We start from the raw sequence: 14,347 nt of genomic DNA, 5'->3' as shown, positions 1-14,347 counted from the left end.
TTTTCCGCGCCGCCGCACTCCGCGGAAAAGGCTCCCGACCCCTTTTTACGCTTTTCGTAACCGGGTGCCGGGGTAGTAGAACGCCAGGATCTTCTCCACCGGCTCGCCCGCGGCGGCGCGAGCGAGCGCGCCTCGCTGGCACAGGCCGACCCCGTGGCCGAAGCCGTGCCCCTCGAAGAAGAACCTGTCCCCTTCGCGGCGCACGTCGAAGCGCGCGCTGCGGACCGCGCGCGGGCCGAGCGCGGCCGACAGGGCGGCCCGAAAATCCTCACCACGGACCACCGGCGCGCGGGCGCCGTTGAGCAGCAGCAGGCGCGCCCGCCCGGACGCGTCCCGGCTCTGGACGTCGATCGTGTCGAGCCGCGCGCCGACCGCGGTCCGCGGGCTCGCGTTCAGCGCCGCGCGCAGCTGCTCGCGTTCGATCGCCAGCTGCCAGGAGGCGTGCGCGCTGCCGTCCGGGAGGCGGTCCGCGCCCCCACGCAGGTAGGGCACGGCCGTCCCGCCCCACACGTCGGCGGCCGCCGCGAGATACCCACCGCAGTCGGCGTGAAAAAGCGCCAGCGCCGGGTGCTCGCCGTGATACAGCACGAGGCCGCGCGTCGCCTCCACGGCCGCGCGGGCGATGTTCGCCCAGCGCGATCGGCGCGGGCGATCGAGATCGACCAGCTGGCAATGCGTGCTGTCGCACACGTCGAACCCCTCGGCCGCGTGCCGCCGGAGGTTTGCGACGGCATAGGTGCGCGCGACGATGGTCTGGACTTCGAACGCCCGCGCCACCACCGCCGTGTCTTTGGCCGGCGGAGCGACCTCCGACAGGGCGGAGGCCAGCACGTACTCCTCGAGCGGCACCCCTACGACCTCGTGTCGGCCTGGCGATGTCGAGATCCGCACGCGCACCAGCCGCGGTGCCTCTGGGGTCGGCGCCGGCGCCGGCAGGCGCGGCTGCGGCCTGGGGGCACACGCCGCCGCCATCGCAAGCACGAGCGCGACGAGGATCCTTCGCATCGTTATGTTTCTATTCTCGGCTTTTCGTGGCGCGACGCGTGTGCGCCGCACAGGCGCGCACGCTTGCGCACACCGGTCGTCCCGCATCGCGAGGTTGCAACCTACCGCAAACCAACGACTTAGCGGCCGGGTGCGGCATCCCGTGGGCGGCCCACCTCTTGCCATTGGGTGGAGCATGGCAACACTTTCAGACCGTCCTGTCGTTCTGCTCGTCGATGACGAGCCCGGCATCCTCGACGTCCTCGCACGGTTCGCCCGGCGGTCCGGCTTTGACGTCATCACCTGCTCGGGAGGCCGGCAGGCGATCGAGTATCTCTCGGCGCACCGCGTGGACGTGGCGATGATTGACCTGCGCATGCCGGAAATCGGCGGCCTCGAGGTGCTCCGTGCCATTCGCGAAGCCGACTCGCGCTGCCAGGCCATCCTCATGACCGGTTTCGCCACGATCGACACGGCGGTCGAGGCGATCAAGCTCGGCGCGATGGACTATCTGAACAAGCCGCTGGATTTCGCGCGCGTCGAGCAGTTGCTCACGACGGTGCGCGAGGAAATCGAGCGCCGGAAGCGGCTGATGGCCATCGAAAGCGACGTGGCCAAACGCCTCGAGTTCTGTGGCATGGTGGGGCGCAGCCCCGTCATGCAGGAGCTGTTCGGTCTGGTGCGCCGCCTCGCGCCGCACGTCCACGTCGCGCTGGTCACCGGCGAAACGGGGTCGGGCAAGGAGCTGGTCGCGCGCGCGCTCCACAAGCTCGGGCCGCGCCGCGACAAGCGGTTCGTCACGATCAACTGCTCGGCGGTCGTCGAGACGCTGTTCGAGAGCGAGCTGTTCGGTCATGTTCGCGGCGCGTTCACGGGCGCCACCGACACCAAGCCCGGCCTGTTCGAAGTCGCAGACGGCGGCAGCATCTTCCTCGATGAGATCGGCGAGCTGCCGCTGACCGTCCAGGCGAAGCTGCTGCGCGTGCTCGAGTCCGGTGAGGTCAACCGCGTCGGCTCCCTCGAGTCCCGCAAGGTGAACGTCCACGTCATCGCGGCGACCAACCGCGACCTCCGCAACGAGGTCGCCGCGGGTCGTTTTCGCAGCGACCTGTACTACCGCCTCAACGTGGTCGAGATCCGGCTGCCCGCGCTGCGGGACCGCCGCGAGGACATTCCTTATCTGACCGCCACGTTCATCCGATCGTGCAGCGAGCGGCTGGAGAAGAAGATCGTGGGGATCACGCCGGCGGCCGAGCGCCTGCTCGTCTCGGCGCGATGGGACGGGAACGTTCGCGAGCTGCGCAACGTGATCGAACGCACCTGCATTCTCACGGAGACCGAGTTCGTGACGGACCGCGAGGTGGGGGCGTCGATGCCGTCGCTGCCGCCATATCCCGTCCATCCGCTGGTGGGGGGTCCGGTCGTCGCCGCCGGTCCCGTCACGGCTGAGCGAAGCGAGGTCGAGCGGCTCACGACCATCGAGCGCGAGCACATTCAGCGGGCGCTGGATCGGGCGGGCGGCAACAAGAAGGCGGCGGCGCAGATGCTGGGCCTGAGCCGGCGCGCGCTGTACCGCCGGCTCGAACGCCTCGAGCTCGCGGATACGATTTCGCGCCGCCGGCGGTCGGCTGCGACGTACATGTAATCCGCGCGTGTGCGCGCTCCGCTCAGCGGGGCGCGCTCGCGCACGGAGCCCCCGCGTAAAAACGCCGTGAAAACGGCCTCGGAGCCGCGCCACTCGTGCGGCAGCCGGTTTGCACACGCACCACCTTGTTCGCCATCATGGCCATCGAACCGACCGAATCGCGCCCGCAGGTCGCCGGCGCGGCCCTGCTCGCCGAATGGATTCGCCGCCAGTGCCCTCACCCGGTCCTGATCGTCGACGACGAAGACGGGATCCGCGAGGTGATGTCGCGCTGGCTGCGCTCGCGCGGGTACCGCGTGCGCACGGCGGCGACGGCCGATGAGGCCCTCATCCGCATGTCCGAAGAGCCCGCGGGCGTCGCGCTGTGCGACATCCGGATGCCCGGGCGCGACGGTTTGTGGCTGCTCGACCGCCTGCGCGACGAGTTCCCGGATACCGCCGTGGTCATGGCCACCGCCTCGCACGAAGTCGCGCCGGCCGTCGTCAGCCTGCGCCGCGGCGTCGTGGACTATCTCACCAAGCCGTTCACGCCCGATCAACTCGGTGCCGCGGTCCGCCGCGCGATGGACTGGCATCTGAATCTGGCGACCGAGCGGAAGTGGGCGGCGCAGCTCGAACGGGAATCGCTGGAGCTCGAACAGCGCCTGATGGAGGCGATGCGGGGCCTGGTGGTCGACACCGATGAAGCGGTCGACAGGCTGCTCTCCACGCTCACACGGCACGACGAGGCCGCGTACGCGCACGCGCGGCGCGTGGCCTCGCTGGCGGTGCTGCTCTGCGATCACCTCGGGCGCCCCGACGCGGAAAAGGTGGTCATTCGCCGCGCGGCGCTGCTCCACGACGTCGGCAAGAGCGCGATTCCGGCCGCCGTCCTCGACAAGCCCGCGCCGCTCACCGGCGAAGAGTACGAGCTGGTGCGCACGCACCCGGAGCGCGCGTTCCGTCTTCTCGGCGCGATTCCCTTCCTGGCCGACGCGGCGGCACTCGTCCGCTGCGCGCACGAGCGCCCGGACGGCCGCGGTTTTCCCTATGGACTGTCCGGCCAGGCGATCCCGCTCGGCGCGCGCATCGTGGCGATCGCGAACGCCTATGACGCAATGATCGGCACGCGCGCGTACCGCGATCCGTTGCCCCCGAGCGAGGCCCTGCTGGAACTCGAGCGCGGCGCGGGATCGCAGTTCGACGCGGCGCTCGCGCCTCTGTTCGTCACCCTCCTGCGCACGCACTGAATTCCCGTCTTTTGTAGTACGATTTCTCTTTTTGCCGCGTCCCTTACCGGGGGAGGCAGGGGAGCTTTCATGTCGCAGGTCGAGGAGTCGGGACTCGAAACGCAGGGCATCGTGAATCTCGCGCGCGCGCACTGGAATCTGAGCGTGCCCGCGCTCTACGAAGAGACGGTCCGCCGGCGTGAAGGCCTGCTGGCGCAGGAAGGACCGCTCGTCTGCCGCACCGGGCAGCACACCGGCCGGTCGCCAAACGACAAGTTCATCGTCAAGGAGCCTTCGAGCGCCGATCGCGTCTGGTGGGGCAAGGTGAATCGCGCGATCGATCCGGAGCGGTTCGACGCGCTCCACGAGCAGCTCCTGTCCTATCTGGCGGGCAAGGAGCTGTTCGTGCTCGACGCATACGCCGGAGCGGACCCGGACTACCGCCTGCCGATCCGCGTCATTACCGAGATGGCGTGGCACAGCCTGTTCGCCCGGCACATGTTCATCAACGGGACGGACACGAAGGCGCTCGCCAGGCACAAGCCCGGGTTCACCGTCATCGACATCCCGAGCTTCACCGCCGATCCGGCGCGCCACGGGACGAACTCCGAGGTCTTCATCCTCCTGAACTTCGCGAAGCGGCTCGTGCTCATCGGCGGCACCAGCTACGCCGGCGAGATCAAGAAATCGATCTTCACGGTGATGAACTACCTGCTGCCGTTGCGCAACGCGCTGTCGATGCACTGCTCCGCCAACGTGGGGCGCGCCGACGACGTCGCGCTGTTCTTCGGCCTGTCGGGCACCGGCAAGACCACGCTCTCGAGCGACCCCGAGCGGCAGTTGATCGGCGACGACGAGCACGGGTGGAGCGACCGCGGCGTCTTCAACATCGAAGGGGGCTGCTACGCGAAGATGATCCGGCTGTCGCCGGAGGCCGAGCCGCAAATCTATTCGACCGCGCGGCGCTTCGGCACGGTGCTCGAGAACGTCGTCATGGACGACGCGACCCGGCGGCTGAACCTCGATGACGAGTCGCTGACCGAGAACACACGCGGCGCGTATCCGCTGTCGTTCATCGACAATTCGATCCCGGGCGGCGTCGCCGGGCACCCCAGGAACATCGTCATGCTCACGGCGGACGCGTTCGGCGTGATGCCCCCCATCGCGCGGCTGACGCCGGCGGGCGCCATGTATCACTTCCTCTCCGGTTACACGGCCAAGGTCGCCGGTACCGAGAAGGGGGTCACCGAACCGAAGGCGACGTTCAGCACCTGCTTTGGCGCGCCGTTCATGGTCCTGCACCCCAACGTGTACGCGAAGTTCCTGGGAGAGAAGATCGCGCGACACAACGTGCGGGTCTGGCTCGTGAACACCGGGTGGACCGGCGGGCCGCATGGTGTCGGGGCGCGGATGAAGATCGGCCACACGCGGGCGATGATCCACGCGGCGCTGTCGGGCGCGCTCGACAAGGTGCCGTACGAGACCGATCCGATTTTCAACCTCGAGGTGCCGGCGGCCTGTCCCGGCGTCCCCTCGGAGGTGCTGAAGCCGCGGAACACGTGGCGCGACGCGTCGGCGTACGACGCGCAGGCGCGCAAGCTGGCGCAGATGTTCGTCGACAATTTCAAGGCGTACGAAGACGCCGTCGAGCACGAGGTGGGCGCTGCCGGACCGCGCGCGTGAGTCCCGGCCGGCGGCCTTCGAGCCGGTCATCGGCCTCGAAATTCACGCGCAGCTGCTGGCCGCGTCGAAGATCTTCTGCGGCTGCAGCACCAGCTTCGGCGCGCCGCCCAACTCGCACGTCTGTCCCGTGTGCCTCGGCCTGCCGGGCGCCCTGCCCGTTCTGAACCGCCGCGCGGTGGAGTACGCCTGCCGCGCGGCGCTCGCGCTCAACTGCACCATCCAGCCGACGTCCGTCTTCGCGCGCAAGAACTATTTCTATCCCGACCTGCCGAAGGGCTATCAGATCTCCCAGTACGAGCGGCCGCTGGCCACCGACGGGTTCCTCGAGTACACCGCCCGCGGCGTATCGCACCGCGTCGGGATCATCCGCGTCCATATGGAGGAAGACGCCGGCAAGTCGCTGCACGACGGCTTCCCGGACTCCGACCGGCGGACCTACGTGGACTTCAACCGGAGCGGCGTGCCGCTCGTGGAGATCGTGACGCGCCCCGACCTGCGTTCGGCGGCCGACGCCGCCGAGTTCTTCTCGCGGCTGCGCGCGATCCTCATGGCCCTTGGCGTGAACGACGGCAACATGGAAGAGGGCAGCCTCCGCTGCGACGCCAACGTCTCGGTGCGTCCTGCGGGAACGGCGGCGCTCGGCGTCAAGACGGAAGTGAAGAACGTGAACTCGTTCCGCTACCTGCAGCGCGCCCTCGAGTTCGAGATCGACCGCCAGGTCGACCTCCTGGCCGCGGGCGACCGCGTGGTGCAGGAGACGCGGCTCTGGGACAGCGGGGAAGGGTGTACGGTCTCGATGCGCAGCAAAGAGGAAGCGCACGACTACCGGTACTTCCCCGAGCCCGACCTGCCGCCGCTCGCCGTGTCCGACGCGATGGTGGCCGCGGCACGTGCCGCGCTGCCCGAGTTGCCCGACGCGCGCAAGCAGCGATTCATGCGCAGCTACGCGTTGCCCGAAGCGGACGCGGCCCTGCTCAGCCAGACAGCAGCGGTGGGCCGCTACTTCGAAGCGACCGCCGCGAGCGCCGGGAACGCGAAGGCCGCGGCGAACTGGGTGATGGGGGAGTTGCAGCGCAAGCTGAAGGAAACGGGCGCCGAGATCGCGTCGGCCCCGATTCCCCCCGAGCGCCTGGGCGAGCTGATCCGCCTCATCGACACGGGCGCCGTGAGCGGTTCCACCGCGAAGGACGTGTTCGAGAAGATGTGCGCGACCGGTCGCACCGCGGCGGACATCGTCAGCGCCGAGGGGCTCGCGCGGATTGACGATGCGGATGCGATCGGTGCGGCCGTGCGCGCCGTGCTCGAAGCGAACCCGTCGGCCGCCGAGGACTATCGGGCCGGCAAGGGCAAGACATTCGGATTCCTGGTGGGCCAGGTCATGAAGGCCACCGGCGGCACGTGGCACGTGGAGGGGGCCGTGTTATCCTCCTCGCACACCCGTGATCGAAGCCTCCCGCGTTTCCAAGGTGTACAGCCGGGGAGTGTATGCGCTTCGGGACTTGTCGCTCCGGATCGACAAGGGGGAGTTCGTCTTCCTCACCGGTCCGAGTGGAGCGGGTAAGTCCACGCTGCTCAGGCTGCTGCTGCGGCAGGACCTCCCGACAACCGGGAGGATCGTCGTCAACGGCCGCGATCTGTCCGACATGCGGCCGCCCCAGGTCCAGGCGTACCGCCGCAGCCTCGGGTTCGTGTTCCAGGATTTCAAGCTGATTCCCGGCAAGACCGTGCTCGAGAACGTCGCGTTCGTCATGCGCGTGCTCGGGCTCTCCGATTCGCAGCAGCGACGGCGGACGTACCAGGTGCTCAAGTGGGTGGGACTGCAGCATCGGATGACGGCTTACCCGCCCGAGTTGTCCGGCGGCGAGCAGCAGCGTGTCGCCATCGCGCGCGCGATCGTCAACGATCCGCTCGTGATTCTCGCGGACGAGCCGACGGGCAACCTCGATCCGGACCTGTCGCTCGAAATCATGAATCTGTTCCGCGAGATCAACGCGCGGGGCACCACCGTGCTGGTCGCCACGCACGATCGCGAGCTCATCAGGCGCGTCGGTCGAAAATCCTTGAGCCTCGAACACGGGCGCCTCGCGGAGGTCCTCTGAATGGGTGCGGCGCGCTACTTCCTCAGCGAGGCGGCGACGAGCCTCTGGAGGCGTCGGGGCGCGAGCCTGCTCGCCGTCATCACCATCGCGGCGGCGATGGCCATTCCCGGCGGATTCGCCGTGGGCGTCCGCAACGTCGAGGGCCTGCTCGCGCGGTGGCAGGAGAGCGCCGAAATGTCCGTGTTCCTCCGCGATGACGCCAGCCCGGATGACATTGCCGCGATCGAGCGGCAGATCGATGCGAGCGGCGTGTCCGCCCGCCGGTCGTTCATTGCCAAATCGGAGGCGCTGCGCCGGTTCGGGCGCGATTTCCCGGATCTCGGCGCCGCCGCCGCGGCGCTCGACCAGAACCCCCTTCCGGCATCAATCGAGGTCAGGCTCCGGCCTGACCGTGCCGCGGGCGCGGACGTCGATGGCCTTGCCACGCGGCTGGGCAGGATGCCGGGTGTGGCCGACGTGCGAGCGGACCGCGCCTGGCTGGCGCGCCTGGCCGCGCTGATGCGCCTGGTCCGGGCGCTCGGGCTCGTGGTGGCTCTCCTGCTCGCCGTGGCCGCGGCCTTCACGGTGGCCAACGTGGTCCGGCTCGCGGCGGTTGCCCGCCGGCAGGAAATCGAGATCATGCAGCTCGTGGGTGCGCCCGCGGTGTACGTCCGCGGACCGTTTGTCGCCGAGGGCGTGCTGCAGGGAGGCGCCGGTGCGCTGTTGGCCGTTCTCGGCCTCTGGACCGGGTTCCTGGCATTACAGGTTCGTTATGGGACGCTACTGACCGGCGCTCTTGGACTTTCGGAGCTGTCCTTCATGACCGCGGGGCTGGCCGTGTCGCTCGTCGCGGGCGGGATGGCCATCGGCTGCGTGGGCGGCTACATCGCGGCGCGCGGCGTGCGCACGAACTGAGATCTCCCGTTGACACCGATTCGAATGGATGGCTACACTCAAAATATCCGCGAGTTGATGGCGAACTGACCCAGAGGAGTCGTATGCGCTTGGAGAGCGATCGACGCTCCGTGCACGCGTCCATGGAAGTACTGACCGCCTTCTACCGGGAAGAATTCATCAAGCATCGCGAGTGCCTCGAGCGCCAGCGGGACCTCTACTCGGAGCGCGCGATTAGCGGCTTCGAGGAGGCCCTCGGCATGGTGCTCAAGCAGCTCGATGACCTGTGCGCGAAGAAGGACGTGGACCTGGTCCTCGGCCGGCTGCTGCGCAAGTTTGATGCGCTGACAGGGCTGTCCGCGTATTCCACCTGGTCGGATCATCCGTCCAGATTCCACTGATCTCCGCGACCACGCCACGGCGATCGCCCTGAGGGCGCTCGACGCGGTCGATCCTTGTACGCTCGTCGCGCGCGCGCTCGCCGGCGCGGCGGGAGCGACCCTCTCGCGCTACCGATCGCATGTCGTCTGCGCGGTCGGCAAGGCCGCGCGCGGCATGCTGGACGGATTTGCTCCGGCGGCCCCCGCCAACGTGCGCGACGTCGTGCTCGCCACCGGCCCGCACCCCTTGCCGGGAGAAGACAGCGTCGCGACCGCGCGTGCCGCGCTCGATTTGGCGTCGCGAGTGGACGCGGCCTCGTGTCTGGTGCTCCTGCTCTCGGGAGGCGCGTCGGCCATCATGGCGATGCCTGCCGACGGCCTGACCCTCGCCGAAAAGATTGCCGTCAATCAGGCCATGCTCGCACGTGGCGTCCCGATTGCGGAGATGAACGCCGTTCGCAAGCACCTCTCTGCCGTCAAAGGGGGGTGGCTCGCGGTGCGCGCCCGCGCGTGCTGCACGCTGGCGATCTCAGACGTGATTGGCGCGGCCGAAGACGATCCGAGCGTCATCGGATCCGGCCCGGGTGTGGCGGATCGCTCCACGTTCGCAGACGCGGTGCGGGCGCTCCGCGCGCACGGGCTCTGGGACGAGGTGCCCGCCGCAGTACGCGCGCGGTTGTCGAAAGGGGAGCGGGGTGAGGTGAGCGAGACGCCGAAGCCGGGCGAGCCGCGGATGGCCGGCGCGAGTGCGTTCGTGATTGGCAGCCGCCGCGACGCGATGGAAGGGGCGCGCGCCGTGGCGGAGACACTCGGGTATCGCGCGGTCGTGATCGACGAGCCCACGCTCGGGGAGGCGAGGCGTGCCGGTCCGGCGCTTGTCGCGCGGGCGCTTGCGTGGGGTCGAGAGGATGCCGGGATGCGTCCGACCTGCGTGATCAGCAGCGGCGAGACGACGGTGCACGTCCGCGGCTCCGGCCGCGGCGGGCGCAATCAGGAACTGGCCCTGGCGGCGGTGTCCGCGCTCGCGGAGTCTCCCTGGCCCGTTGTCCTGGTCAGTGTCGGCACCGACGGCGTTGATGGTCCGACTGATGCTGCTGGCGCCATTGCCACGGCCGATTCCCTCGCGCGCGCCGCCGCCCTCGGCGCGCCGTCGGTGGCCGCCGCGCTGGACGCAAACGACAGCCATTCCTATTTCGATCGCCTCGGCGATCTGGTCCGCACCGGCCCCACCGGCACCAACGTCGGCGACCTGCAAATTGTTTGTTGGGGTCAGATCTAGAATCTTCACTTTTTTCTCGACCTGACCCCCGCGATCCGACAGAGTGAAGGGGTCAGGTCGAGAAAAAAGTGAAGATTCTAGATCTGACCCCTATGACGCTCCTCAAGCTTATCCGCGAACGCGTCGACCACCCCGCCACTCCGCGCGAGCTTCTCAAGCTGCTCCGAGTTCCCCGCGAAGAGCGCGCCGCGTTCAAGCGGCAGCTGAAACAGCTCGTCGAGTCGGGCGAGTTGATCCAGGTTCGCGGGGAGCGCTACGGCGTCCCCGACCGCATGAACCTCGTCGTCGGCCGCGTGACGACGAACCCGCGGGGCTTCGCGTTCGTGGTCCCCGAGCGCCCGGTCGCCAACGTGTCCCGCGACATCTTCATCGCGGGCTCCAACCTGAATCAGGCGATGCACGGCGACCTGGTGGCGGCACGCATCGAGCGATTCAAGGATGGCGACCGCGCCGAGGGGCGAATCATCCGCATCATCGAGCGCGCCTCGAGCACGCTCGTCGGCCGATACGAGGTCGACGAGTCCGGCCTGGGCTTCGTCGTCCCGTTCGACCGGCGCGTGATGATGGATATCGCCGTTCCGCGCGATGACGCCCGCGGCGCCAAGCCGGGGCAGATGGTCACCATCGAGATCACGCGCTGGCCGACGCCGGCGCGCAACGCCATGGGGCGCGTCGCCGACGTGCTGGGGAGCATCGACGAGCCCGGCGTGGATACTGAAATCATCATCCGCAAGTTCAACATCCCCGACCAGCATTCGGAGGAGGCGGTGGCCGAAGCCACGCGGCTCGGCGCCGAGGTGCGGCCGCGCGACATCGCCTCGCGCACGGATTTCCGCCACCTCCAGACGGTCACGATCGACGGCGAGCACGCGCGCGACTTCGACGATGCGATCACGATCGAGAAGCTGCCGAACGGCCACTACTGGCTCGGGGTGCACATCGCGGACGTCGCGCATTACGTCACCGAAGGCAGCGCGCTCGACGAAGAGGCCTACGAGCGCGGAACCTCGGTGTACTTCCCCGAGCGCGCGGTGCACATGTTCCCGGCCGAACTGGCCACCGGCCTGTGCAGCCTCAACCCGAACGTCGATCGCCTCGTCCTTTCTTGCCTGATGGAAGTCGACCGGCGCGGCCACGTCGTCCGCTACGAGATCCACGACGGCGTGATCCACAGCGACGCCCGGATGACCTACACGGCCGTGAACGGCATCCTGGCGGATCGCGATCCGAAACTGATGGCGCAGTACCGCGACCTCGTGCCGATGTTCGAGTCGATGCGCGAGCTGTTCGAAATCCTCAACACGCGGCGGCACGCCCGCGGGTCCATCGATTTCGATCTCAAGGAGCCCGAGATCGTGCTCGACGACGAGGGCCTGGTCGAGGACATCATCGCGCTCGAGCGCAACGTGGCGCACCGGTTGATCGAGGAATTCATGCTGCTGGCCAACGAAACGGTCGCGCAGCATCTCGACGATGAGAACGTGCCCACGCTGTACCGGGTCCACGAGGAGCCGGATCCGGTCAAGGTCGAGGCGTTCGAGGAATTCGTGTCGACGCTCGGCTACTCGCTCGGCGCGCCCCAGAATGCGCTGCGGCCGAAGCACTTCCAGAAGCTGGTCGAACGAATCCACGGGACGCCCGAGGAGAAGCCGATCGCGTTCCTGATGCTGCGGACCATGCAGAAGGCCCGCTACGACGCCGCCAACCTCGGGCACTTCGGGCTCGCGGCGCAAAGCTACACGCATTTCACCTCCCCCATCCGCCGCTACCCCGATCTCGTCGTCCACCGCACCCTCCGCGAGTCACGGCGCGGCATGGCCGACGAGCGCCGGGCGGAGCTGACGGAGGACCTGCCGGAGGTCGCGCGCCACACGTCGGAGCGCGAGCGCCGCGCAGACGAGGCGGAGCGCGAGCTGGTGCAGTGGAAGAAGGTCCGCTTCATGGCGAACAAGGTCGGCGAGGAGTTCGACGGCTACATCACCGGCGTGTCCGCCTTCGGGCTCTTCATCGAGCTGATCGAGCACTTCGTCGAGGGCCTGGTCCACATCTCGACAATGGCGGACGACTACTACCGGTTCGTCGAGAACGCGCACACGCTCAAAGGGGAGAACACCGGAAAGGTCTACCGGCTCGGGGACAAAGTGACCGTGCAGGTCGTGCGCGTGGACATGGAGCGCCGGCAGATCGATCTCGGTCTCGTGGACATCCTCGAGTCCGTGCGGCGATCAGAACGGAACCGTGGGCCGCGCCGCGGCAAGGCGCAGCCCAGGAAGGAGCAGCACCTCAAGTCCACGCCGTCGCGCAGGCAGCGCCCGCGGCGCCGCGACCGCGCCGCGGGGCGCGGCCGCCGCTGAGCGGCCGCGAGTCAGCGCTCCCGCCCCGCCCTGGCGCTCGCCGCGACCGGCAGGGGGCGCCAGCCGGTGGAAGGAACCCATTCCTCGACCACGGGACCGCTGCGTTCCGGGCAGGCGGCGCCCACGTGCGCCACCGACCCGGCCCGCGCAAGCGCGTCGTGCCACATCCAGTAGCCGTCGCTGTAGCTCGCGCGTCTCAACCGCAGGTCCGGCGTGAACTCGTAGATCGCTTCGGGCACCGGCCGGACCACGCGAGACTGGGTGACGCGCAGCCGCACCGTTCTGGCCGAATCGATGTCGATCACCGTGGCGTCGAGCGGCACGTTGTCGACGCGGCCCGCCTCCGCGCGGGGCAACCGGAGGTAGCGCAACGGCGCTCCGGCCGGACACGACAGGCACTCGTACGGCGACCCGGCCGCTTCCGGCGCGTGACCATCGGGATGCCGGGCGTCGACGAGCGCCAGGATCGTCGTGCGCTGCGCGTTGCTGATGCCGGCCAGCACCACGCGATCCCCTTCCGCCGTGGCTTCCGCCCGCGTGATCCACCCGGCATGGACGAACGTGCCCGTGACGGCGCCATCGGGTGCGATCAGGGCGACGACCGCCGGCCACCAGATCTCATGGTGCGTTGCCCAGACGATCGTCCGGCGGCCGTGGCCGAACACGGTCAGGTCCGCACCCATCCACGGGGGCCCGAACTCGCCGGAGCCGAACGTGAGGCGTGTGTCGAGCCGCCGCGTCCAGCGCAATCGGCCGTCGTGCTCGTAGCAATGGAGCGCCGCATCAGCGGTGCCCGGCTGGCCGCGGAGCGATACGACGCTGACGATCACCTCGGGGCGGTCATCGCCGTCGATGTCGCCGACGTAGATCGATCGTCCGCTGCCCGGCGCCGTCGCCAGCTTCGCATCCTTGCCTGGCAGGTCGATGCTCCAGACCTCGCGCGCATCCCGGTCCAGCGCGATGAGGCGGCCTTCCTTCACCAGCGCGGAGTCCGGGGGCAGGCCCTTCGACAGCAGGCCGAGCGCAAGGAGGATCGCGACGCCCACCGTGACCACGGCCAGCGGCCGCGTCACCCGTGCAGGCGGAACAGGAGGAGCGGGAGGAGGAGCGGCCTGCCGCCGCCCGACGTCCCGATCCGTGACGGCCGGCGCGGGCGGCGCCGGGCGCAGCCACGCGTCGATCTCGTCGGTGTAGCCGAACACCGACTGGCCGCGTCCGCCCGGAGGGCGGTGCACCGGAAGTCCGCGATCCTTGTGCCACCGCAGCGCCGTGCGAACGTCACGCCCGAGATAGGCGGCGATCTCCTTCCAGGAGCCCAGCCGCCGCCGACTGTCCATCGTTGTCATGTTTTGTCGCTTGCGAAGTGTAGCGGTAGAGCGCAACGTCGGCAAACACGTCAACCGATCGCTCAAAAAAGGAGATCGCTCGGATGCGCCGATTGACCGGTGGAACTCTGTTTGCCGTCGTACTGTCGTTTTTCCTGGCCGCGTGCCTGCCCACCGCCCCAAGCGTGCTGGCCCAGGCCAAGTGCGCCGGGGCACTGTACTGTCAGTCCCCACTGGTGCCGCAACAGGTCTCCGGCGGCACTTGCTGCGTGACGGCAACCGGGTCGAGCGTGGGATATCTGTGCGCGTTCGGCGCGAACCGGCAGCCGGCCGGCTGCACGACCTCCGTCGAGGAAGCCCGCCGGCTCTGTCCCAACGCGGCCTCGATCGTCCGGTGCGCGGCCGAGTAGGCCTCGCCCCGGACGGCCACCTTTCGCTTTTCCGCGCCGGCGTGGCACGATCATCGTCGTGCGCTCCCTCGTCGTCAGCACCGCCGGGCACATCGATCACGGCAAGA

11 protein-coding genes and 1 pseudogene are annotated in these 14,347 nt (G+C 69.0%); 10 read left to right on the top strand and 2 right to left on the bottom strand.

The annotated features are described in order from the left end of the window. Window positions 1-45: 45 nt before the first annotated feature. Window positions 46-1,005 carry a SpoIID/LytB domain-containing protein gene (locus HYU53_08155; protein MBI2221167.1) on the bottom strand — a complete coding sequence of 320 codons (960 nt, stop codon included), beginning with the start codon at window positions 1,003-1,005 and terminating at the stop codon, window positions 46-48. Between the two features lie 175 nt (window positions 1,006-1,180). On the opposite strand from HYU53_08155, the gene HYU53_08150 reads away from it, so the two are divergent. The 9 genes and pseudogenes from HYU53_08150 (at window position 1,181) to rnr (ending at window position 12,505) form a co-directional block, all read left to right on the top strand. Continuing rightward, window positions 1,181-2,629, top strand: coding sequence for a sigma-54-dependent Fis family transcriptional regulator (locus HYU53_08150; protein ID MBI2221166.1), 1,449 nt, complete (start codon window positions 1,181-1,183; stop codon window positions 2,627-2,629). Between the two features lie 137 nt (window positions 2,630-2,766). Next, window positions 2,767-3,858: a response regulator gene (locus HYU53_08145; protein MBI2221165.1), complete on the top strand. Its 1,092-nt coding sequence runs from the start codon at window positions 2,767-2,769 to the stop codon at window positions 3,856-3,858. 69 nt (window positions 3,859-3,927) lie between these two features. Beyond that, window positions 3,928-5,520 (top strand): phosphoenolpyruvate carboxykinase, encoded by a 1,593-nt coding sequence (locus HYU53_08140; protein MBI2221164.1) that lies wholly within the window; start codon window positions 3,928-3,930, stop codon window positions 5,518-5,520. Continuing rightward, window positions 5,501-6,928 (top strand): annotated as a pseudogene (gene gatB / locus HYU53_08135) (Asp-tRNA(Asn)/Glu-tRNA(Gln) amidotransferase subunit GatB). The gene HYU53_08140 and the pseudogene gatB overlap by 20 nt, the downstream one beginning before the upstream one ends. Window positions 6,929-6,959: 31 nt before the next feature. Continuing rightward, window positions 6,960-7,619, top strand: a complete 660-nt coding sequence (gene ftsE, locus HYU53_08130) for a cell division ATP-binding protein FtsE (GenBank protein ID MBI2221163.1) — start codon at window positions 6,960-6,962, stop codon at window positions 7,617-7,619. Next, the gene (locus HYU53_08125; protein MBI2221162.1) at window positions 7,620-8,513 is read left to right on the top strand and encodes an ABC transporter permease; all 894 of its coding nucleotides are present in this window, start codon (window positions 7,620-7,622) and stop codon (window positions 8,511-8,513) included. 122 nt (window positions 8,514-8,635) lie between these two features. Beyond that, window positions 8,636-8,893 (top strand): hypothetical protein, encoded by a 258-nt coding sequence (locus tag HYU53_08120; protein MBI2221161.1) that lies wholly within the window; start codon window positions 8,636-8,638, stop codon window positions 8,891-8,893. Between the two features lie 154 nt (window positions 8,894-9,047). After that, a complete protein-coding gene (locus HYU53_08115; GenBank protein MBI2221160.1) occupies window positions 9,048-10,151 on the top strand; it encodes a DUF4147 domain-containing protein in 1,104 nt (367 codons plus the stop codon). Window positions 10,152-10,243: 92 nt separating this feature from the next. Beyond that, on the top strand, window positions 10,244-12,505 hold the full coding sequence (gene rnr, locus HYU53_08110) for a ribonuclease R (protein MBI2221159.1): 2,262 nt from the start codon (window positions 10,244-10,246) through the stop codon (window positions 12,503-12,505). Between the two features lie 11 nt (window positions 12,506-12,516). On the opposite strand, the gene HYU53_08105 is transcribed toward rnr, so the two are convergent. Continuing rightward, a complete protein-coding gene (locus tag HYU53_08105; GenBank protein MBI2221158.1) occupies window positions 12,517-13,842 on the bottom strand; it encodes a hypothetical protein in 1,326 nt (441 codons plus the stop codon). A gap of 92 nt (window positions 13,843-13,934) precedes the next feature. Here HYU53_08105 and HYU53_08100 point away from each other — a divergent pair, with 92 nt between their 5' ends. Next, entirely contained in the window at window positions 13,935-14,240 is a 306-nt protein-coding gene (locus HYU53_08100; GenBank protein MBI2221157.1) for a hypothetical protein, read from the top strand. The last annotated feature ends 107 nt before the right edge of the window (window positions 14,241-14,347 follow it).

Source organism: Acidobacteriota bacterium (assembly GCA_016184105.1).
Classification (GTDB): domain Bacteria; phylum Acidobacteriota; class Vicinamibacteria; order Vicinamibacterales; family 2-12-FULL-66-21; genus JACPDI01.
The sequence above is the reverse complement of the archived record's forward strand: the minus strand, read 5'-3'. Positions and strand labels throughout refer to the sequence as shown.

Excerpts from the sequence above, each read along its gene's own strand:
- HYU53_08115 (MBI2221160.1), top strand. The coding sequence starts at position 9,048 with ATGCTGGACGGATTTGCTCCGGCGGCCCCCGCCAACGTGCGCGACGTC.
- rnr (MBI2221159.1), top strand. The coding sequence starts at position 10,244 with ATGACGCTCCTCAAGCTTATCCGCGAACGCGTCGACCACCCCGCCACT.
- HYU53_08155 (MBI2221167.1), bottom strand. The coding sequence starts at position 1,005 with ATGCGAAGGATCCTCGTCGCGCTCGTGCTTGCGATGGCGGCGGCGTGT.
- HYU53_08150 (MBI2221166.1), top strand. The coding sequence starts at position 1,181 with ATGGCAACACTTTCAGACCGTCCTGTCGTTCTGCTCGTCGATGACGAG.
- HYU53_08105 (MBI2221158.1), bottom strand. The coding sequence starts at position 13,842 with ATGGACAGTCGGCGGCGGCTGGGCTCCTGGAAGGAGATCGCCGCCTAT.
- HYU53_08100 (MBI2221157.1), top strand. The coding sequence starts at position 13,935 with ATGCGCCGATTGACCGGTGGAACTCTGTTTGCCGTCGTACTGTCGTTT.
- HYU53_08140 (MBI2221164.1), top strand. The coding sequence starts at position 3,928 with ATGTCGCAGGTCGAGGAGTCGGGACTCGAAACGCAGGGCATCGTGAAT.
- HYU53_08125 (MBI2221162.1), top strand. The coding sequence starts at position 7,620 with ATGGGTGCGGCGCGCTACTTCCTCAGCGAGGCGGCGACGAGCCTCTGG.
- HYU53_08145 (MBI2221165.1), top strand. The coding sequence starts at position 2,767 with ATGGCCATCGAACCGACCGAATCGCGCCCGCAGGTCGCCGGCGCGGCC.
- HYU53_08120 (MBI2221161.1), top strand. The coding sequence starts at position 8,636 with ATGGAAGTACTGACCGCCTTCTACCGGGAAGAATTCATCAAGCATCGC.